This window comes from Polynucleobacter sp. UK-Gri1-W3 (assembly GCF_018881595.1).
Taxonomy (GTDB): Bacteria; Pseudomonadota; Gammaproteobacteria; order Burkholderiales; family Burkholderiaceae; genus Polynucleobacter.
On sequence record NZ_JACVQA010000002.1, the window covers coordinates 60,885 to 82,444 of the forward strand.

At 45.9% G+C, this 21,560-nt stretch carries 21 protein-coding genes; 6 read left to right on the forward strand and 15 right to left on the reverse strand.

Annotated features, from left to right (window positions below):
- Positions 1 to 3: 3 nt before the first annotated feature.
- From guaB to ICN36_RS03015, 3 genes are read right to left on the reverse strand one after another with little or no spacing between them, the layout of a single operon-like run.
- A complete protein-coding gene (gene guaB, locus ICN36_RS03005) occupies positions 4 to 1,467 on the reverse strand; it encodes an IMP dehydrogenase (protein WP_216226939.1) in 1,464 nt (487 codons plus the stop codon).
- 26 nt (positions 1,468 to 1,493) lie between these two features.
- On the reverse strand, positions 1,494 to 1,844 hold the full coding sequence (locus ICN36_RS03010) for an RnfH family protein (RefSeq protein ID WP_216226940.1): 351 nt from the start codon (positions 1,842 to 1,844) through the stop codon (positions 1,494 to 1,496).
- Positions 1,837 to 2,268 carry a type II toxin-antitoxin system RatA family toxin gene (locus ICN36_RS03015; RefSeq protein WP_216226941.1) on the reverse strand — a complete coding sequence of 144 codons (432 nt, stop codon included), beginning with the start codon at positions 2,266 to 2,268 and terminating at the stop codon, positions 1,837 to 1,839. Before ICN36_RS03015 ends, ICN36_RS03010 begins: the two co-directional genes overlap by 8 nt.
- Before the next feature lie 25 nt (positions 2,269 to 2,293).
- Here ICN36_RS03015 and smpB point away from each other — a divergent pair, with 25 nt between their 5' ends.
- The 5 genes from smpB (at position 2,294) to ICN36_RS03040 (ending at position 7,062) form a co-directional block, all read left to right on the forward strand.
- A complete protein-coding gene (smpB, locus tag ICN36_RS03020; RefSeq protein WP_216226942.1) occupies positions 2,294 to 2,746 on the forward strand; it encodes an SsrA-binding protein SmpB in 453 nt (150 codons plus the stop codon).
- Between the two features lie 144 nt (positions 2,747 to 2,890).
- Entirely contained in the window at positions 2,891 to 4,303 is a 1,413-nt protein-coding gene (locus ICN36_RS03025; protein ID WP_216226943.1) for a circularly permuted type 2 ATP-grasp protein, read from the forward strand.
- A gap of 13 nt (positions 4,304 to 4,316) precedes the next feature.
- Positions 4,317 to 5,294, forward strand: coding sequence for an alpha-E domain-containing protein (locus ICN36_RS03030; RefSeq protein WP_216226944.1), 978 nt, complete (start codon positions 4,317 to 4,319; stop codon positions 5,292 to 5,294).
- Between the two features lie 17 nt (positions 5,295 to 5,311).
- Positions 5,312 to 6,109 (forward strand): transglutaminase family protein, encoded by a 798-nt coding sequence (locus ICN36_RS03035; RefSeq protein ID WP_216226945.1) that lies wholly within the window; start codon positions 5,312 to 5,314, stop codon positions 6,107 to 6,109.
- Positions 6,110 to 6,165: 56 nt separating this feature from the next.
- Positions 6,166 to 7,062 carry a peptidase gene (locus ICN36_RS03040; protein WP_216226946.1) on the forward strand — a complete coding sequence of 299 codons (897 nt, stop codon included), beginning with the start codon at positions 6,166 to 6,168 and terminating at the stop codon, positions 7,060 to 7,062.
- A gap of 88 nt (positions 7,063 to 7,150) precedes the next feature.
- Here ICN36_RS03040 and ppsA read toward each other — a convergent pair whose 3' ends face one another.
- Complete coding sequence (gene ppsA, locus ICN36_RS03045; protein WP_255531217.1) at positions 7,151 to 9,556, reverse strand: phosphoenolpyruvate synthase; 2,406 nt, start codon at positions 9,554 to 9,556, stop codon at positions 7,151 to 7,153.
- A 107-nt stretch (positions 9,557 to 9,663) separates the two neighbouring features.
- Here ppsA and ICN36_RS03050 point away from each other — a divergent pair, with 107 nt between their 5' ends.
- Entirely contained in the window at positions 9,664 to 10,491 is an 828-nt protein-coding gene (locus ICN36_RS03050; protein ID WP_216226947.1) for a pyruvate, water dikinase regulatory protein, read from the forward strand.
- A 16-nt stretch (positions 10,492 to 10,507) separates the two neighbouring features.
- Here the strand turns inward: ICN36_RS03050 and ICN36_RS03055 are convergent, their stop codons facing one another.
- Genes ICN36_RS03055 through ICN36_RS03105 form a run of 11 tightly spaced genes read right to left on the reverse strand, consistent with a single transcriptional unit; the run spans position 10,508 to position 21,542 of the window.
- Positions 10,508 to 11,332, reverse strand: a complete 825-nt coding sequence (locus tag ICN36_RS03055; protein ID WP_216226948.1) for an RNA methyltransferase — start codon at positions 11,330 to 11,332, stop codon at positions 10,508 to 10,510.
- Between the two features lie 3 nt (positions 11,333 to 11,335).
- Entirely contained in the window at positions 11,336 to 11,929 is a 594-nt protein-coding gene (gene rnhB / locus ICN36_RS03060; RefSeq protein WP_216226949.1) for a ribonuclease HII, read from the reverse strand.
- Positions 11,926 to 13,182, reverse strand: a complete 1,257-nt coding sequence (lpxB, locus tag ICN36_RS03065; RefSeq protein WP_216226950.1) for a lipid-A-disaccharide synthase — start codon at positions 13,180 to 13,182, stop codon at positions 11,926 to 11,928. The genes rnhB and lpxB overlap by 4 nt, the downstream gene beginning before the upstream one ends.
- Positions 13,142 to 13,939: an acyl-ACP--UDP-N-acetylglucosamine O-acyltransferase gene (gene lpxA, locus ICN36_RS03070; RefSeq protein ID WP_216226951.1), complete on the reverse strand. Its 798-nt coding sequence runs from the start codon at positions 13,937 to 13,939 to the stop codon at positions 13,142 to 13,144. The genes lpxB and lpxA overlap by 41 nt, the downstream gene beginning before the upstream one ends.
- Positions 13,939 to 14,388, reverse strand: a complete 450-nt coding sequence (gene fabZ, locus ICN36_RS03075) for a 3-hydroxyacyl-ACP dehydratase FabZ (protein ID WP_215392257.1) — start codon at positions 14,386 to 14,388, stop codon at positions 13,939 to 13,941. The genes lpxA and fabZ overlap by 1 nt, the downstream gene beginning before the upstream one ends.
- 45 nt (positions 14,389 to 14,433) lie before the next feature.
- Positions 14,434 to 15,501 (reverse strand): UDP-3-O-(3-hydroxymyristoyl)glucosamine N-acyltransferase, encoded by a 1,068-nt coding sequence (lpxD, locus tag ICN36_RS03080; protein WP_216226952.1) that lies wholly within the window; start codon positions 15,499 to 15,501, stop codon positions 14,434 to 14,436.
- A 5-nt stretch (positions 15,502 to 15,506) separates the two neighbouring features.
- On the reverse strand, positions 15,507 to 16,034 hold the full coding sequence (locus ICN36_RS03085) for an OmpH family outer membrane protein (RefSeq protein ID WP_216226953.1): 528 nt from the start codon (positions 16,032 to 16,034) through the stop codon (positions 15,507 to 15,509).
- Positions 16,035 to 16,052: 18 nt separating this feature from the next.
- Positions 16,053 to 18,401, reverse strand: coding sequence for an outer membrane protein assembly factor BamA (bamA, locus tag ICN36_RS03090; RefSeq protein WP_370623395.1), 2,349 nt, complete (start codon positions 18,399 to 18,401; stop codon positions 16,053 to 16,055).
- Positions 18,398 to 19,531, reverse strand: a complete 1,134-nt coding sequence (locus tag ICN36_RS03095; protein ID WP_216226954.1) for an RIP metalloprotease — start codon at positions 19,529 to 19,531, stop codon at positions 18,398 to 18,400. The genes bamA and ICN36_RS03095 overlap by 4 nt, the downstream gene beginning before the upstream one ends.
- A complete protein-coding gene (gene ispC, locus ICN36_RS03100; protein ID WP_216227138.1) occupies positions 19,519 to 20,709 on the reverse strand; it encodes a 1-deoxy-D-xylulose-5-phosphate reductoisomerase in 1,191 nt (396 codons plus the stop codon). The genes ICN36_RS03095 and ispC overlap by 13 nt, the downstream gene beginning before the upstream one ends.
- A 5-nt stretch (positions 20,710 to 20,714) precedes the next feature.
- On the reverse strand, positions 20,715 to 21,542 hold the full coding sequence (locus ICN36_RS03105) for a phosphatidate cytidylyltransferase (protein ID WP_216226955.1): 828 nt from the start codon (positions 21,540 to 21,542) through the stop codon (positions 20,715 to 20,717).
- Positions 21,543 to 21,560 lie beyond the last annotated feature (18 nt).

The window sequence follows — 21,560 nt, forward strand, 5'->3', positions numbered from 1 at the left end:
TTGTTAATCAATATGGTAATTTGGCGCTTCTTTAGTGATCTTCACATCATGAACATGCGACTCACGCACGCCAGCTGAAGTGATTTCTACAAAGTTAGCTTTTTCATGAAGCTCATCAATGGTTTTGCAGCCGAGATAACCCATGGAAGAACGAATGCCGCCAGTAAGCTGATGCAAGATTGCCAACACGCTCCCTTTGTAAGGTACCTGACCTTCAATACCCTCTGGCACTAGCTTTTCTGCATTTGCAACAATGTCACTTTGGAAATAACGATCAGCAGATCCATCCGCCATCGCGCCCAAAGAACCCATGCCGCGATAGCTCTTGTATGAACGACCTTGATATAAGAACACTTCACCCGGAGCTTCTTCAGTTCCAGCAAACATGCCGCCCATCATGACTGAACTCGCGCCAGCTGCTAATGCTTTAGCGACGTCACCGGAGTAACGCACACCACCATCAGCAATCAATGGAATACCAGTGCCCTTAAGTGCAGTTGCGACATTCACAATCGCAGTGATTTGTGGAACACCTACACCAGCAACAATACGAGTAGTACAAATCGAGCCTGGGCCAATACCTACCTTCACGCCATCAGCGCCATGATCAGCCAATGCCTTAGCAGCATCACCAGTAGCAATATTTCCACCAATGACTTGCACTTGAGGATAGTTTTTCTTAACCCACTTCACACGATCCAATACACCTTGGCTATGGCCGTGTGCAGTATCTACAACGATTACGTCTACGCCTGCCCGCACTAATAACTCAATACGCTCATCGTTATCAGGGCCAACACCAACGGCAGCGCCAACACGCAGCTTACCTTCGCTGTCTTTACAAGCGTTAGGATGTTCAGTGGCTTTAAGAATGTCTTTAACGGTAATGAGGCCGCGTAATTCGAACTTATCATTGACAACTAGTACGCGCTCTAAACGGTGCTGACTCATTAAGCGTTTTGCTTCTTCTAATGAGCAGCCTTCTTTTACGGTAATCAAACGCTCACGTGGAGTCATCTTAGTTTTTACTGGTGCATCTAAATCTTCTTCGAAACGCAAATCGCGATTCGTAATAATTCCGACAACCTCTTTGCCAACCAGAACTGGGAATCCTGAGAAACCATGTTCACGAGAAAGTTGAATCACCTGACGCAAAGTGACATCTGGACTAATCGTGATTGGATCGCGTAGTACGCCAGATTCATAACGCTTAACTTTAGCCACTTCGCGAGCTTGCTCAGCAGGCTTTAAGTTTTTATGAACAATACCAATGCCACCTTCGCTGGCCATGGCAATTGCCAAACGACCTTCAGTAACAGTATCCATAGCAGCGGACACCAATGGTGTATTGAGTGAAATATCTCGAGTTAACTTACTTGCCAAGCTGGCATCTCGAGGGAGCACCGATGAATAGGCCGGTACGAGGAGCACATCGTCAAAAGTGAGTGCTTTTTGAATGAGTCGCATGCAAAACCCCTAGTCACAAAAAACGATTATAGCCTCCTGGCCTTTCTTTTAGCTGCGGCAGCCTGGAATTTGGCATCCTGGTTCTGGTTAGCCTTCTTACGTCGAACCGTCTTGGGGTCGATTAATAGCGGGGAATAGAGCTCTAAGCGATCTCCAGCATAAATCGGGCTATCCCAATCCTTGCGCTTGCCAAAGACCCCAAAGCAGCCCTTTCTGGCTAAAACAGGGTCATCCGGACCGTGGGCAAAACCTGCTTTAACCAAGGCCAAACCAACTGTTGCCGACTCTCCCGCAGTAATTATCAACTTGAAGGGCTTGAGCTCTGGCTCGCCCTGCCTAGCATCACAGAGAATCAGATCGAGCGATCGCTCAGCCATAGAGATCCTCAGCACGCTTTACGAAGCAATCGACAAAGGTGCCGGCGATATGACCAAATACTGGGCCAATAATCTTGTCCAGAATAACGCTCTTAAACTCCCAATGAAGCTTGAACTCCACTTTGCAAGCATCTTCTCGCAAGGGGATAAAGTTCCACTGCCCAGAAAAATGCTTAAACGGGCCATCCACAAAGACCATATCAATCGTTTCTGGGCGGTGATTGACATTACGCGTATGGAAATATTGGGTAATGCCCTTGAAATGGATGTTGATTTTGGCGTCGAGCACTATCTCGGTCTGCTCAAAAATTTCTACCCCGCCACACCAAGGCAGGAACTCAGGATAACGGGCGACGTCGGTCACTAAGCCGTACATGCGGTCGGCTGATTGGCCAATTAAAACGGTCTTGTAGACGTCTGCCATAATCGTTCTTGAGAGCTAAATAAATATGAGTATCGTCGATAACAAAAAAGCCTTCTTTGATTATTTTATCGAGGAACGCTTTGAAGCAGGGCTTGTACTGGAAGGCTGGGAAGTAAAAGCCATCCGCGCAGGTCGCGTGCACATCAAAGAAGCGTATGTTGTCATTCGCCAGGCGGAGCTATTTTTGATCGGCTGCCATATCACCCCCTTGCTATCAGCCTCTACCCACATCCTTCCAGAAAACACTCGCACCAGAAAGCTTCTTCTGAATGCCGTTGAGATCCGCAAGCTTATTGGCAAGGTGGAGCAAAAGGGCTACACCCTTGTGCCATTGAACCTGCATTTCTCTAAGGGCAACGTCAAATGTGAAATTGGCCTTGGCAGAGGTAAAAAGCAACATGACAAACGGGCGGCCACTAAAGAGCGTGAGTGGGAGGTCCAAAAAGGCCGAATCGCCAGAGGCGATCTAAACGCCTAATTTCCCATCTAAGCCCTTAAATACCGGGATAGACTGCCTTAATTCTGAAGATTTGAGCATTTATGCACTTTTATGGTGCAATTTAGCACCAAGCAGCCTCAAATCGGTCAATCCAACTTCTGCAAAGGCATTATTTTAGTAACTATGAAATTGCCTTTTGATGAAATGCTCGACGCCGCAGGCAAAGCGCGTCCCCACTACGAAATTTTTCACAATTGGCTGAAGCAGCAAAGTGAATCCCTCATGGGTCTCAAGCGCGCTGAAGCCGACTTAATCTTTAGACGAGTAGGTATAACCTTCGCCGTCTATGGTGATGACCTTGGCTCAGAAAGAACCATCCCTTTCGATCAAGTGCCCCGCATTTTTACTGCCAAAGAATGGGAGCAGCTTGAAGCGGGATTACGTCAACGTGTAAAAGCACTCAATCGCTTCATCTATGACGTGTATCACGATGAAGAAATTATTAAAGCAGGCATTGTTCCCGCAGAACAAATTTATAACAATGCGCAATATCGTCCTGAGATGCGCAATGTCAGCGTGCCTCGCGACATCTACGCGCAAATTGCCGGGATTGACATAGTACGCGCTGGTGAAGGCGAGTTCTATGTATTGGAAGATAACCTGCGTGTTCCATCTGGCGTCTCATATATGGTTGAAGACCGCAAAATGATGATGCGCCTCTTCCCTGATCTCTTCCAGAAATATCGTATTGCCCCTGTTGAGCACTACCCAGATCTTTTATTGGAATGTCTGAAGTCTGTTAAGCCGGATGACGTTAAAAAACCAAACGTTGTTGTACTGACGCCCGGCATGTATAACTCCGCTTACTTTGAGCACAGCTATCTTGCTCAGCAGATGGGCGTTGAGCTAGTAGAGGGTAAAGACTTATTTGTGAAGAATGAGCAAGTCTTTATGCGTACCACTCAAGGGCCTGAGCGAGTAGATGTGATCTACCGTCGTGTTGATGATGATTTCTTAGATCCATTGGCATTCCGCTCCGATTCCACTTTAGGTGTTGCTGGACTTTTATCTGCGCATCGTGCCGGTAATGTGACATTGGCCAATGCCATTGGTACTGGTATCGCTGACGACAAATCCATCTACCCATACGTTCCGGAGATGATCGAGTTTTATCTTGGTGAGAAACCAATTCTCAATAACGTACCAACATTTCAGTGCCGCAAGCCTGATGACTTAGCCTACACCTTAGCTAACCTAGATAAGTTAGTGGTGAAGCTGACACATGGTGCCGGTGGTTATGGCATGTTAGTTGGCCCAGCATCTACCAAAGCAGAGATTGAAGAATTTAGAACCCATCTGATTGCTAATCCAGATAAATATATTGCTCAACCTACTTTGGCACTATCCACATGCCCTACTTTTGTAGAGTCTGGTGTTGCGCCAAGACATATTGATTTAAGACCCTTTGTTCTTTCGGGAAAAACCATCAAGATGGTTCCGGGTGGACTAACCAGGGTTGCACTCAAAGAAGGCTCTTTAGTAGTGAACTCCTCCCAAGGTGGTGGCACTAAAGACACCTGGGTGTTAGAGAAATAAGGGAAGAGTAAACATGTTAAGTCGTACCGCTGATTGTCTTTACTGGATGGCCCGCTACACCGAACGTGCAGAAAATACTGCCCGGATGCTCGATGTAAATCATCAAACATCACTACTGCCACAGCCCGCAGAGTTTTTAGAGCAGAGCTGGAAAAAATTATTGACGATTTCTAAGTTAGAAGAAGCTTTTCTTAGCAAATATGATGTCGTGAATCGCGAGAATGTCCTGGATTTCATGATTTATGAAACCAGTAATCCCTCCAGCATCGTCTCCTGTTTATATGCTGCCCGAGAAAATGCGCGCGTTATTCGTGGCAAGATTACTTCTGAAGTTTGGGAAACCCAGAACACCACCTGGCTTGAGCTACAGCGTATCTTAGAAGCAAGACATCAAGCCGATCCTAGCCGCCTGCTGGAGTGGGTTAAACACCGCTGCCATTTATTTAGAGGCGTGCTTTATGGAACGATGCTCAAGAACGAAGCCTTTGACTTCATCAGCATCGGAACGCTGCTCGAGCGCGCCGATAATACCGCCCGTATTTTGGAGACCAAATATGAGGATCAAGCCACGCTGAAGGATTTTGCTGGCAAGAAGTCCTTGGATGATGGCACTCATGGTGAATTCTTTGATTTTTACCACTGGGCTGCGTTGCTGCGCTCAGTCTCCGCATTTGAGATCTATCGCCAAATCTATTCCGATCAAGTCACACCAAAACAAGTTGCACAACTGCTGATCTTCAATAAACAAATGCCACGCTCCCTAGTGTGCTGTGTGAATGAACTCATTCCTCTTATTTCAGAAGTAAAGAATCAGCAATCTAAAGAAATTGAGCGCTTACTTGGCAAACTCAAGGCAAGTTTAGATTATTCAGATATTGATGAGGTATTTGGACAAGGTCTAGAAGAATTTATTGAAAGCTTCTTGGAGCGCATCAATCATGTGGCTGATGAGTTCAGTAGCGCTTATCTCATTCCACTGGCTGTTGCCTAAGAAATCACAAAGACTATATGCATCTTAAAATTCGCCATCGCACAGAATATCGCTATGAAACACCGGTGCGTTATTCAATACAGGAATTGCGCTTGACGCCTCCCACTCTAGCAGGTCAACAGGTAGATAAATGGAGAGTTAGCACGCCAATTAAAGCATCTAGCTCTATAGATACTTTTGGCAATCTTTGCAGTGTTTTTGTGCAGGAAAATCCTTACACCTCAATGATGATTGAGGCTGAAGGTGAAGTGCATACACAAGATGCATTTGAGTTTGTCGATGATGCTAAAGCAGTTTCGCCTTACTATCTTTTGCAGCAAACGAATCTTACTGAGCCTACAGATGAAATGTTGGAATATTTCTCGTATGGCATTCCAAAGAAAAATTCTGTTGATCAAGTGCTAAAACTTGCTGAGGCAGTTCAAGGCTTGATTGTGTACTCTCCTGGCCAAACGAACTTTGCCACGACTGCAGCCCAATCCTTTGCCATGAAATCGGGTGTTTGCCAAGATCATGCGCACATTATGCTGAGTCTATGCCGCGCCTCTGGAATTCCAGCGCGATATGTTAGCGGTTATTTCTTTGCAGAGGAGTCTCCAAATCTTGCTAGCCATGCTTGGATCGACTTTTGCAGCGATATCGATAAAGGCATCTGGACTGGCGTAGATATCACCCATGCCTGCCTAGTTGACTCACGTCATATTCGCCTTGCCATTGGTAGAGACTATTATTCTGCCGCTCCTGTTAAAGGGGTGCGCTCTGGCGGCGAGGGAGAAGAACTCAGCGCCAACATTTCGATTCAACAGTTGCCATAGCAACCCTCTGGGTTATTTAAGAGATAATTCTAAGAAATAATGAAGAGGATTTAGGTATGACGTATTGCATCGGGCTTTGCCTTAACGATGGTCTTGTATTTTTATCAGACACACGCACCAATGCTGGTGTAGACCAAATTGGCACATTTAGAAAAATGACCTTGTTTCAAAACAAGGATCGCTTCTTTACATTAATGAGTGCAGGTAATCTAGCCATTACTCAGTCCGTTAAAGAAATCCTGCTTCAAGGACAGCTTTTTAAGGGCAAAAATCTCTGGACAGCCAAAAACTCATATGAAGCTGCAGTTGTTGTGGGTGACGCCATCAAACAAGTGTATGAACGCGATCATACTGCCCTTGAAAAAGCTGGGCTAGAATTTAATTGCAATATGATTTTTGGTGGTCAAGTGAAAGGCGAAAAACCTCGCTTATTTAATGTTTACTCGGCGGGAAACTTTATTGAGGCTACACCCGAGACTTGCTATTTCCAGATTGGCGAATCCAAATATGGCAAGCCCATCTTAGACCGAGTACTCAATTTCAATACACCACTTAACCTTGCAACCAAGTGCGCCCTCATCTCCATGGATTCGACTCTGAAAAGTAATATTTCAGTTGGGCTGCCTCTGGATATGCTGGTTTATGAAAAAAATTCTCTGAAAGCCACCAAGCTAGTTACCCTGGATGATGCAAATCCTTATTTCGCAATGATTCATCAAGCGTGGGGCGAGAAACTACGCGAAGCTTTTAATTCTATTGCGGAACCGAGTTGGAGCGGCGCTCATAAGTCGAGTGATATCTCTACTCCCGCCAAAAAAATGGGGATTGTTCCAATCAATCATCCGCCATCTAAGGCAAGAGCTCAAAAGGCTACAAGAACAACTAAAGCCACTCCCGTAAAGAAGGCAGTAAAGAAAGTGGTGCCGAGGAAGGTAGCCGTAAAGAAAAAGTAAGTCTCCAATAATGATGAAGTACTAGCTGCATTTATAAATAAAAAGGCCTAGAAAAAATCTAGGCCTTTTGCTTTACCACCATTGTTTTTTAGGCTTTTAAGTTCTTACCCAACATTTCCCAAGTAGCCACTACGCTGTCTGGGTTCAATGAGATTGAGGTAATACCTTTCTCAACCAACCAACGAGCAAAGTCTGGGTGATCTGAAGGGCCTTGGCCGCAAATGCCAACGTACTTATTTTGCTTACGACAAGCATCAATTGAACGGGCAATCATGAACTCTACCGCTGGATCACGTTCATCAAAGTCGATAGCCAACAATTCCATACCGGAGTCACGATCTAGACCCAGGGTTAACTGAGTCATATCGTTTGAGCCGATGGAGAAACCATCAAAGTACTCGAGGAACTGATCGGCCAAGATTGCGTTCGATGGAATCTCGCACATCATGATGAGGCGCAGGCCATTTACACCACGCTTGAGGCCAAACTTCTCCATCATGTCGATCACGCGCTTAGCTTGGTTAATGGTACGCACGAATGGAACCATGATCTCAACGTTATCTAAGCCCATGTCTTCGCGAACACGCTTCATTGCCGCGCACTCGAGAGCAAACGCCTCGCCAAAATCTTCTGAAACATAACGTGATGCGCCACGGAAACCTAGCATTGGGTTTTCTTCATCTGGCTCATAACGTGAGCCGCCAATGAGTTTCTTGTACTCATTTGATTTGAAATCAGATAGGCGCACGATGACTGGCTTTGGATAGAATGCTGCAGCAATCGTTGCCACACCTTCGACCAATTTATCTTCATAGAACTGACGTGGACTAGCGTAACCACGAGCCACACTCTCTACTGCACGTTTCAGATCTGGATCAATATTTGGATACTCCAATACTGCGCGTGGATGTACACCAATATAGTTATTGATAATGAACTCGAGACGGGCAAGGCCAACACCCGCATTGGGGATTTGACAGAAATCAAATGCCAACTGAGGATTGCCGATATTCATAGTGATCTTCACTGGAATCTCAGGCAATACTCCACGAGACACTTCAGTGACTTCGGTTTCGATTAAGCCATCGTAAATATGGCCTTCATCACCTTCAGCACAAGAAACCGTCACCATCATGCCGTCTTGCAAGTGCTCAGTGGCATCACCGCAACCAACCACTGCAGGCACGCCTAATTCACGGGCAATGATTGCTGCGTGGCAAGTACGTCCACCACGATTAGTCACAATCGCAGAAGCACGTTTCATCACTGGCTCCCAATTAGGATCAGTCATATCGGCAACCAATACGTCACCTGGCTGAACGCGATCCATCTCGCTTGGGTCACGAATAATGCGGACTGGACCTGCACCAATCTTTTGACCGATCGCACGACCTTTTGCCAATACCTTAGAGCTGCCCTTCAACTTGTAGCGCATCTCCACTTGACCAGCCGCTTGACTCTTCACGGTCTCAGGACGCGCCTGAAGAATATAGATGCGACCATCTTGACCATCTTTACCCCACTCGATGTCCATTGGACGACCATAGTGCTTCTCAATGATCACTGCATATTTAGCCAACTCAGTGATGTCTGCGTCTTCCAAAGAAAAGCGATTGCGTTTTTCTGGAGTGACATCGACTGTCTGCACTTTTTCTGCAGAGCCTTTTGGTGCAAATTGCATCTGAATTAACTTAGAACCTAAAGAGCGGCGAATGATTGCCTTCTTATCTTGGGCTAAAGTGGTTTTGAATACATAAAACTCGTCAGGGTTAACTGCGCCCTGCACAACAGTCTCACCCAAGCCGTAGCTTGAGGTAATGAAAACAACATCTTCAAATCCAGACTCGGTATCGAGCGTAAACATCACGCCAGCAGCGCCCAAATCAGAGCGCACCATGCGCTGAATACCAGCGGATAGGGCCACTTCAGCATGGGCAAAGCCCTTATGAACACGGTAGGAGATAGCACGATCGTTATACAGGGAAGCAAATACTTCACGAATCTTTTTCAGAACATCATCAATACCTTCAACGTTCAAGAAAGTTTCTTGCTGACCAGCAAAAGAAGCGTCTGGTAAGTCTTCAGCAGTAGCTGATGAACGTACTGCAAATGAGCCTTTACCAGAGTCATCCAATACTAAAAATGCTTTACGAATTTCTTCATCCAACTTTGGCTGAAATGGTGCTGTTTCGATCCAGCCACGAATTTCTGCACCAGCTTGCGCTAATGCACGCACATCATCAATATTCAAACCTTCCAAACGCTGTTGAATGCGCTCAGTCAGATTGTTGTGCTTCAGAAAGTCGCGGAACGCTAACGAAGTCGTTGCAAAACCTGTAGGAACACGAACCCCAGTAGACGCTAACTGAGAAATCATCTCTCCTAAGGAAGCATTCTTACCGCCGACTGATTCGACATCAGTCATGCGAAGTTGCTCAAAAGGCAAAACATAGGCATCAGCCATACTGCTATTTTGTTGCTGTTGGTTGGACATAAAATACTCTCAAAAGATAAGGAAACTGGTGTAGCGGCCACCCTAAACGGGGCATGCTTTAATATGATTCTATTGTAGTGCTGACCCCAGACTTTTAAGCTAAATCCATGTCTAACGAAACCCGCATTGTTTTTATTGTCTCTGACGGTACCGGCATTACTGCCGAGAACTTCAGCCAGTCGATTTTGGCCCAATTTGAGGCCACTTTTAAGCATATTCGAGTGCCTTTTGTGGATAGCGTGGATAAGGCCCACGATGCCGTTAGCAGCGTCAACCAGGCGGCTTCTAAATATGGGGTGCAACCGATCGTTTTCACCACTTTGGTGAACTCTGAGCTCAATGCCATTGTTGGCAAGGCAAATGGCCTGATCTTGGACATGTTCCAGACTTTTGTGGCCCCATTGGAAGCCGCTTTGGGCATGAAATCGACCCACGCCATGAACCGCCTCCACCACAATGCCGATACCGAAGCCTATAAGAACCGGATTGAGGCGATTAACTATTCATTAGCCCATGATGATGGTCAATCTAATCAAAACCTGGCTGAAGCCGACGTCATTCTGATTGGCATCTCTCGGGTAGGTAAAACACCAACCAGTCTTTATTTGGCAATGCAATATGGACTCAAGGCAGCGAACTACCCACTCATTCCAGAGGACTTTGAACGCGGGCATCTGCCTAAAGATTTAGTGCCTTATCGCCAGAAGATCTTTGGCCTGATGATTGATGCAGAGCGACTCTCAGAAATACGTAATGAACGCAGGCCAGGCAGTAACTATGCCAAGCTTGAAAACTGCCGTTATGAAATTAATGAAGCAACAGCGATGATGAAAAAACAATCCATTCCTTGGGTGCTCACTACCAGTAAGTCCATCGAAGAAATTGCCACCACAGTGCTGCAGGCCATTAAGTCAGATAAAACAATACTGGGCTAAGTTTTAGGTTTGTAGTTTAAGTACGCCTAACACGCACAGTCTCAAATAGACATACCGCCGCTGCCGTTGAGACATTGAGCGATTCCACCCTTGGATCAATTGGGATGGAGATGCCTTTGGCTTGGGCAAGCAAGTCTTCAGATACGCCCTGCCCTTCACTGCCCATTACCCAAGCAACTGGATGCAATAGTTCTTTTTTGAGAGAGTAAAGATCTTGTTCTGCATCTGCGGTAGTTGCCAATAAGGGTGCAGTGACTGCACTCAATACTTGTTGGTTAGACCAGCCCTCATATAAATCTAGTAGTTTGTGGGCACCCATACCTGCGCGCAATACTTTGGTGGACCATAGATGGGCGCATCCGGATAGAGCAATCACTTGGGTAAAGCCAGCAGCTGCTGCGGTTCGCAGAATCGATCCTACATTTCCAGCATCCTGTACTCGATCCAATATCACCACATCACCAGCAAGTGTCGAAATCGATTGCGGTGGAGCAATCGTTGATTTAGGAAGATCTATGAGACCAGCAATATGCGGCGCATTTACTAAGTCACTCAGCAAATCCCAGAGAGTACTATCCAACTGAAATACTTTAGTCTCAGGACAAATTTCTAAGTGATCATATACAGCTTGGGAGATTTCTACATTTTTCAAGCCCACTTCAGAAGTTAGGAGGATTCTTAAAGCTGGATCGCCCACCCAAGTTTGGACTAGATGAATACCTTCCAATAAGACTTGGCCACTCGCTAGCCTAGCCTTCTGCCCTTTAGAGCCAGTAGCCTGTAGGTTGCGAATCTCCTTAAATAGCGGATTCTCTTTAGAGGTAATGAGATCGAAGTTCATGGCTTAGTAGTTTTGGTTTTCTAGAACCTTTCGCACCGGCGAAAAACTTCTTCTATGTTGATCACATGCGCCAAATTGCTTAAGGGCTGCAAAATGGGCTTCCGTCGGATAACCCATATGTTGTGAAAAACCGTATTCTGGATGGCACTCATGCAAAAGTTGCATCTGACGATCACGGGTGACTTTAGCAATGATCGATGCCGCAGAAATTGCCGGCTCTTTAGAGTCACCCTTCACAATCGCTTCTGCAGCAATCGGCAATTCTGGACAACGGTTGCCGTCAATCAGCGCCTTTTCAGGCCAAGCACCTAAGCGAGTAGTGAGATCCTCAACTGCCCTGCGCATTGCCAGCATCGTGGCTTGCAAAATATTAATCTCATCAATCTCAGCTGGACTAGCCTCGCCTACACCCCAAGCTTTTGCCTTTTCCATGATTTGTTCATAGAGATACTCACGGCGGGTAGCAGTTAACTTCTTCGAATCCTTTAGACCCTCAATAGGATTACTGGGATCAAGCACTACCGCACCAGCAACCACTGCGCCAACCAATGGTCCGCGCCCTGCTTCATCAACACCGCAAACCCAGATGAGGCTCATACGCTTGATTTGTTCTTGCGTTGATTGGCAATCGTTTGCGCTACTGCTTGCGCAACCAATAGACCAGTGGGACGGCGCAAAGTTTCGTGCATTTGTGCGAAACGTTCTTTGAGTTTGGCAACTTTAGTCGGATGTTCTATCCATTCTTGTACAGCATTAGCCAATTTTTCAGGCGTAGCATCATGCTGTAAAAGCTCTGGAACAACAAACTCGCCGCATAAAATATTTGGTAAACCCACATAAGGCAAATAACCCTGGCGCTTCATAATCTGAGCTGTCAACCAAGGTACCTTATAAGAAATCACCATCGGCTTTTTCCATAGAGCTGCCTGTAGAGTGGCTGTGCCGCTGGCGATCAACACTACATCGGAAGCTTCAAGCACTTCATCAGCCATGCCATCAAGCAAATGAATCTGAATATCGGGATTGCTATTTTTTACCTCGAGCAAAAGCTGCTCAAGAGGCTCACGCAATCTAGGAGTAGCTACTGGTATTAAGAAGTTCAGCTTTTGACCTTTTAGTCTATTGCTCAATAGCTGCATGGTTTCAAAAAAGACTGGGGCAATCAATTCAATTTCGGAACCACGACTTCCAGGCAAGACAGCAATGACCAATCCTTCAAGTGATGCAGCAGGAACTTGGAGGTGTTGGCTTAATTTTTCTCGCGCTTGATGAGTATTAGGCTCAAGTGGAATCTCGCTAGCCAATGGATGCCCCACATAAGTAGAAGCAACACCAGCTTTGTCATAGATCTCTGTTTCAAAGGGGAAGATACAGAGCATGCGCTCTACTGCTTGAGAGATCTTCTTAATGCGTCCTGCACGCCAAGCCCAGATTGAGGGAGACACGAAATGTAAAGTCGGAATACCTGCCTTGCGCAACTCCAACTCAACGCCCAAGTTAAAGTCGGGCGCATCAATTCCTAAGTAGACGTCAGGGCGACCTTCATTAAGAAGGTTTCGAATGAGTTCTTTACGAAGTTTGAGAATGGCTGGTAGTTGTTTAATCGCTTCAACATAACCTCGCACACTCAAGGTTTCCATAGGCCAATCAGAGCGCATGTCCTCGGCCTGCATGCGGGGACCGCCAATGCCATAGACCTCTAGACCAGACATGTCGGGTATTTGGTTTAGCGCGCTAAGAACTGGCGCCGCTAATAGATCACCAGAAGGTTCGCCAGCTACACAAGCTAACTTTGGCAAAGTAATTCCGTTACCGAATAATGCCGCGGGTAGAGGCGGCAATAAAATCATGAAACTGCGCTAGCTTTTCAGTAGTAGCGGCATCAGCGGATGATGCAACCACCATCTTCTGAATTTCTACTTTAGCTTCCTCAAAACTCAGGCCATCTTTATAAAGCACCTTGTAAGCTTGTCGCAAAGCAGAAATTGTTTCGCTTGAGAAACCGCGACGCTTTAATCCCTCAACATTAATACCGTGCGGAGACGCCTTATCTCCAGCAGCAATCACAAACGGCGGGATATCTTGTACTAAGGCAGAGGCACCGCCCAACATAGCATGCTGACCTATGCGAACAAACTGATGCACTCCAGACATACCACCCATGATTGCCCAGTCTTCCACTTGTACATGCCCAGCAATTTGCGCATTACTTGAGAAGATCGTGTGATTACCCACCTGACAGTCATGGGCAATATGAACATAGGCCATGATCCAGTTATCGTTACCAATGCGAGTAATGCCTTCATCTTGAGATGTGCCCGTATGAATCGTCGTGAACTCGCGAACCGTGTTGCGGTCACCTATGATTAATTGAGTCGGCTCTCCACGGTATTTCATATCCTGTGGAGGGCCGCCAATAGCAGCAAAATGGGCAAAGGTATTTTCTTTGCCGATGGTGGTGTAGCCCTCAATAACAGTATGAGAACCTACTTTAGTACCAGCGCCAATTTTGACGTTAGGGCCAATAACAGAATATGGGCCAACTTCAACATCACTGGCCAGTTCAGCCTTACTGTCTACTACAGCAGATGCATGAATCCGAGTCATTACGCGCCTTTCGTACGAACCGCACAAGTGATATTCGCCTCTGCGGCAATCTCACCATCCACGGTAGCCTTAACAGCAAACTTATAAATACCAGCGCGACCACGCTCTAGCGTTGCGGTCATGATGAGCTGATCACCTGGCAACACTGGCTTCTTAAAGCGTGCGCCATCAATACCAGCAAAGTAATAAATCGCGTCTTCTGCACGCTCTTCAGAGAAAGTAAGTAAGGCAGCCGTTTGGGCCAAAGCCTCAATAATCAACACGCCAGGCATTACAGGAAAATCTGGGAAATGACCCTGAAAGAATGGCTCATTCATAGTGACATTTTTTAACGCAGTAATACTCTCACGCGGTGTGATTTCTAGCACGCGATCCACCAAGAGGAATGGATAACGATGCGGCAGCAATTTCAGAATCTTATTGATATCGATTGCGATTGGTGTGCTCATAAATGACCTGCTGAAAAGTAAATATTCGTTTTAGATTACAGAATCTTATGACTCTGTGGTTTTGTTTTTATCCAGTGAGCGCAAGCGCTGACGTATTTTATCTAGGCCACGCAAAATAGCGGCATTTTTCTCCCATGCACTGTGGAGCATCGATGGATAAACACCTGTGAAGTGCTGGCCCGGCTCAGTAATGGAGCGAATAATAGAGGTGTTACCTGAAACTGTGGTTCTGTCAGCGATCGTGAGATGACCGGCAAAATTTGCTGCGCCACCAATGATGCAGAAATTACCAATCTTGGTGCTACCAGAAATTGCAGCGCATCCAGCTACAACACAGCAACTACCAATGACAACATTGTGGGCAATTTGAACTTGGTTATCTATCTTGGTCCCTGCACCAATAACAGTGTCACTCATCGCGCCACGGTCTATCGTTGTAGAAGCACCAATTTCCACATCATTTCCAATTACTACTCGACCAGTCTGGGGTATCTTCACCCACTCACCACCGGTAGCAGAAAAATCGGGAGCAAAACCAAAACCATCCGCACCAATCACTGCGCCACTATGAATAATGCAGCGCTCGCCAATTTGCGTGTTGTAGTAAATGGAGACCGATGGGTAGATCAAGCTATCGCTTGCAATCACACAATCTTTAGCAATACTGGTATTTCCCAGAATTGAAACACGCTCACCCAGCTTTACCCCAGCACCAATTTGGACAAATGGGCCAATATGACATGAGGCCGGAACAATCGCAGTGGAATCAATTACCGCACTTGGATGAATTCCGGCTGGATAGGTTGGATAACTTGCTTTTGCAAAGTGCTGAGCCATTCTGGCAAAAGTGGCATACGGGTTTTTTGAAACAAAGTACACCCGTTTGGCAGAATTGACACTGGGGTTCGCATGCAAAAACTCTAAATCAGACTGACTAACAATCAACGCACCCGCAGCACTATCGCTAGCCTGCTGTCTATATAGTGGATTGGAGAGAAAAGAGATCTGATCAGGTTGCGCCCGCTCTAATGGAGCGAGGCCTGTAAAACCATGGGAAGCCTCCCCCACTAAGCTTGCTTGAAACTGTTCGGCCAGCTCAATGGCGGTAGGCATAAAGCTTACTTCTGGCTATTTAAAGCCTTGATAACATCATCGGTTACGTCTGCCTTGGGGCTTACATAAGCTGCTTCTTGAACGATGATGTCAATTTTTCTTTGCTCTGCAATTTGTTTTAATACTGCATTTGCTTTTTCTGCAATCTTGGCACGCTCTTCGAACGTACGCTGATTGAGATCTTCGGTGAACTCACGTTGTTTGCGTTGCAATTCACGATCTTGATCAGCCAATTCACGTTGACGACGTACGCGCTCTGCTTCATTCATTACAGCACCGTCACGATCGAGCTTTTCAGCTGCAGATTTAATTTTTTGAGCACTATCGCGCAAATCGTTCTGACGCTTAGTAAATTCATTTTGCAAACGCGTTTGCATTGCTTTTGCCAGATTAGATTCGTTGAACACCTTTTCGGAATTTACAACAGCAACACGCGTTCCGGCATCCTGAGCGAATACTGGCGCAGCAGCAATTGTCGTCACCGCAGCAATTAAGCCGATTTGAATCCATTTAGAAGATTGATAAAGCTTCATAAAACTTTCCTTAAACAATTAAAACGCTGTACCTACCTGGAACTGTAAACGCTGAACATTGGCATTTGGATAAGGCTTATACGGCATACCATAGCTGAATTTTAAAGGTCCTAACGGTGATATCCATGATAAACCCAATCCATAAGAGTATCTCAGAACTAAATTCATGTTTTCCCCGAAAGCATTACCGCCGTCCACAAAGGTAAATAGTCTCAGGGTTTTATCGACGCCAGAGCCAGGGACAGGGAAGGTGTATTCCACGTTTGTAACGATCTTAGACTGTCCGCCTATTGGCTGATATTGACCAATCACAGTGTTGTAGTACTGGGGCCCCAAAGAACCAGGCGCATAGCCGCGAACAGAACCAATGCCGCCTACATAGTAGTTTTTGGTAATCGGGAATGGATTATTGCCATAAGCCTGACCGTAACCAACCTCACCATTAAAGGACAGGATGTTACCCTTTGAGAACGAGTGGTATTTTTGGTATTGGCCATATAAGCGATAAAAAGTCATATTACCGACAGGCGTTCCCACTTCCGCTGACAATTGCTGCAAGGAACCAGAGGACGGAATGAGCGTACTGTCTCGACCATCGCGCGACCACCCAACAGTCAATGGCACGTTATAAGTAGTCAAGGTAGCAGGATAACCAGGGGCAGCAACCCCATAGCTTTGGGCGTAATTTAAGTAAGGCTGCGGGGTATTGCTGGAAGTCTGAATTTGAAATGCTTCAACTCCAGTTCCAAAAAAGACTCTATCAACCTCGGTATAAGGGACGCCGAATTTAATATTGGAGCCCACAGATTTAATTTGGTATTCAGTGTCGCCAACGTAGTACAAAGGCTTGGATGATCGATAGTACAGATCGGTGTATCGACTAATACCATCTTCCGTAAAGTATGGATCGTAATTAGATAGGGTCAGATTCTGATTGATCTTACCTAGCGATGCATTTAAGCCAATCGCAGTACCAGTACCGAACGCGTTATCTTGATTGATACCGGCAGATAAAATCAATTTCTCGGTTGAGGAGAATCCGGCACCAACAGTAATCGCGCCCGTCGGCTTCTCAGTAACCTTGACATTAACATCAACCTGATCGGGAGATCCGGGAACATCCTCGGTGGTGATGTCGGTTTCCGTGAAGTAACCAAGGCGACCTAAACGTTTCTTAGATAAATCAATCTTGTCGCTATCAAACCATGAGCTTTCAAACTGACGCATCTCGCGACGGATCACCATGTCACGAGTTTTAGCATTACCAGAAATGGCCACTTGGCGAACATATATGCGGCGCCCAGGATCGATCACTAAAGTAAGGTCTACCTCAGCTAGATCGCGGCGAATATCGGGTTGTGGGTTAATCGTTGCAAATGCATAACCATAAGTACCCAAGATCTCAGCGATTGCTTTAGTGCTCTCTGTTAATTGAGCCGATGAGAACGTATCTCCTGGCTTCAGAACTACCAACTGCATCAACTCTGCTTCTTTACCAAGAGTTTCACCGGCTAAACGCACATCCTTAACAGTGAACTTTTTACCTTCGCTAATACTGATAGTGAGATAAATACCTTTTTTATCTGGAGTAATGGATACCTGAGTAGATTCAATTACAAATTCTAAATAACCGCGATTAAGGTAGTACGAGCGAATCGACTCTAAATCAGCAGTTAATTTTTGCTTGGAGTAAAGATTGTCTTTGCTATACCAAGAAAGCCAGCCGCCCGTTTTGAGCTGCATCTCACTCTTTAAAGTGCTCTCACTGAATGCTGATGTTCCAATGAAATTAATTTCTTGAATTTTAGCTACAGGGCCTTCGTCAACGTTGAAATAAACGGCTACTTGGTTACGCTCAACAGGCGTTACCGTTGCGACCACTTCAGCAGCATACATACCCTTGCCGACATATTGGCGTTTGAGTTCTTGCTCTGCTTTATCAATTAAGGCTTTGTCATAGAAACGCGCTTCAGCTACGCCGACTGTTTTTAATGATTTACGAATAATCTCGGGATCAAACTCCTTCATTCCTGTAAATTCAATACGAGAAATGGTTGGGCGCTCTTCAATGATCACAATAAGCACATTACCCTGTGCTTGAATCTGAACGTCCCTAAAAAAACCAGTGCTATAGAGGGCCTTAATCGCCTCCGCACCCTTTTCGTCGGTAAAGGTTTCGCCTACCTGAACAGGCAGGTAGCTAAACACCGTTCCAGGCTCAACACGCTGTAAACCTTCAACACGAATGTCTTTCACCACAAATGAGTCTGCTGCAGATGCATTCAAACTCAACCCAAGCGCAAAAACTGCCAAGATTTGGGTAATGAAGCGGGCAAAAAAACGGAAAGAATGTGTCAGAGAATTCAAGGCGAAATATAGCGTTGTAAATCGTTAAACAAGGCCAGCAATGACATAGAAATCAGCAGAAAGAAGCCCACTTTTTGGAGTTGCTCCTGCATCGATGTCGAAATCCGCTTACCGGCTACCAACTCCCATGCATCATACAGTAGCTGACCCCCATCTAGCATCGGAAAAGGGAGCAAATTGAGCAAGCCAATGCTAATACTCATGAGTGCTAAAAAAGCTAAAAATGGCTGCCACCCCACCTGAGCGGATTTGCCCGCCATGTCAGCAATGCTGATGGGTCCGCCCAACTGCTTTAGGGAGGTGTTTCCGGTAAATAATCCAGCCATTAGCCTTGCTGAAACCTTGGTAATTACCCAGACCCTTTTGGATGCAAATACAAGCGCATCTATTGGGCCTAATTTCAAGTCTTGCCACTCTGCCAGGGGTGTAGGTGCAGGCAATATGCCCAGCGCCATCATTGGATCCTTATCAGGGCTGATTTTAGGTAAATCCTTGGCATAAAAGGACTTTACTGAGCTGCCACCAGTAGGGGTTTCCAGCTCTAGAGCAAAACCATTCTCCCCAGTAAGAGCGTCCATCAAACTCCAACGCAAGGCATTCCAGCTGGGAATTGGCGAAAAATCACCAAAAAGGGGCACGCTATCCTGTTCAGAGCCTAAATCCTGCCAACCAATCACTCGGTCTCCTCCAGTCAACCCAAGCTTGGCGGCAACAGAATGCTCAGGAGGATTTTGCAAAACTGCCGGCAATTGAGGGGCGCCGGATATATAGATGAGGGCAAAAAAGATAATCGCTAGAAAAAAATTAGCGAAGGGGCCGGCAGCCACAATCAAAGAACGCTGCCATAGCGGCTTTCGATCAAAGGCTTGGGATTCCTCGGTCGGAGTAATTAATTGCTGAGGGTCTCGACCGTCGAGCAACTTGACATAGCCACCCAAAGGAATGGATGCCAATACCCACTCAGTTTTATTTTTAGCATGATAAGTAAACAAAGGTTTACCAAAACCAACTGCAAAGCGCAGCACACGAACACCACAACACCGAGCTGCAAAAAAATGTCCAAACTCATGAAAGCTGACCAATATTCCCAGGGTCAACAAAAATGCCGCAAGAGTAATTAATGCTTGCAAAGAACATCCTTCACTATTGCTTGTGCAGATTGACGGGCACGTGCATCAACATCCAAAATTAATTCTAGTGAGTCTGCATTAACTGAGGGAATCGCATTCAACACATTCTCCACTACGGCTGGAATCTGCAAATAAGGCAAGCCCTCATCCAAGAATGCGGCGACTGCAATTTCATTTGCAGCATTCAGAACAGTGGGTGCAGTACCACCAGCATTAGCAGCAGCAAATGCCAAAGAAAGGCACGGGAAGCGCTCTAGCTCGGGCTCAGAAAAACTTAATGTCGCCAACTGCGTCAAACTCAATGGCGCTACACCTGCATCAATGCGTTCTGGCCATGCCAGACCATAAGCGATTGGAGTGCGCATATCTGGTTGACCTAACTGAGCCAACACGGATCCATCGCGATAACGCACCATTGAATGAACCACACTTTGCGGATGAATCAACACTTTAATTTTCTCTAAAGGCGAACCAAACAACCAAAAAGCCTCGATAACCTCAAGACCTTTATTCATCATCGTTGCCGAATCTACAGAAATCTTTCTACCCATCACCCAATTAGGATGCGCACAAGCTTGCTCTGGAGTGATACTTGCTAACTGATCAAGAGGTGTATTTCTAAAGGGTCCACCTGATGCAGTTAACCAAAGCTCCTCAACACCCAATGCAGAATGCGGATCTATAGAAAATTGACTTGGGAGACATTGAAAGATTGCATTATGTTCACTATCAATAGGAAGTAGTTGACCCCCACCCTGCTTGATTGCCTGCATAAATAAATCGCCAGACATCACTAACGCTTCTTTATTGGCAAGCAATACTCTTTTGCCTGCTTTTGCGGCGGCCAAAGCTGGAACCAATCCTGCAGCACCAACAATGGCAGCCATCACAGTATCGCAATGAGATTCAGTAATGGCAGTAACTAAAGCTTGCGGGCCATACAAAACTTGAGTATTGATTTGCTTCTCAAGCAAAAGTTTACTTAAGCGAGTAGCACCATCCGCATCTGCTACTACGGCAATCGCAGGTTTAAATTCAATGCACTGCTGTGCAAGCAGATCAACTTGTTTTGCCGCAGTAAGTGCTACTACCTTAAAGCGATCTGGGTGTGAACGAATGACATCTAACGTATTGACGCCGATAGACCCAGTAGAACCTAGGATGGCAACTTGCTTGATTGACATCAGACCAATCCTGCCAAGAGTGCTGCGATTGGCATCGCTGGAATCAAAGCATCTACGCGATCCAATACTCCACCATGACCAGGCAACAAATGGCTGGAGTCCTTAACGCCGGCTAATCGTTTTAGCTGAGACTCAAATAAGTCACCAAAAATACTAAATGCAGTTAACACCGTAACCATCAAGAACATTGGAACCCAGCCAAAGCGGATAGCCCATGCACCAAATAAAGTCGATTCAAAAGAGAAAAAATACACGCACAAGAACGCATATACATAACAAAGTATTAAGCCACCAATAGCGCCCTCGATAGATTTCCCGGGGCTAATTTGCGCTGCAAGCTTGTGCTTGCCAAATGCTTTACCAACAAAATAAGCGCCAATATCTGCAATCCATACAAGTGCCATGGTGCTGAGCAAAAAGATGAGACCCAGCTCACGCAAGAACACCAACGCAAACCAAGTCGCCGGCAAAATAATTAAACCCAGCACTACATAAAAAGGCCTTAACTTTTCAATAGAAAGATTCATGCCTTTGGCTAATACAAAGGGGGCAATAAAGAACCAGAAAATCACAGCCAGAAGCAATAAGGCAAATTGCCATGAGGCATTTTGTATGCCCAGTAAAAGCAAAATGATGGCAAGGCAAAATAATGCGTATACCCAAGCGGCACGTCCTGCGCCTGGAGCCAGTAAGCGACTCCACTCCCAAGCAGCAGCTAACAAAGCTACTAAGAAGAAAGCGCCGATATAAATTTGGGGAAGCAGAAACAATATAGGCAGCAATACCGCCAACAAAATAAGGGCAGTAATGACTCTGGTTTTTAGCATGGAGAGTGTGCCTAGTAA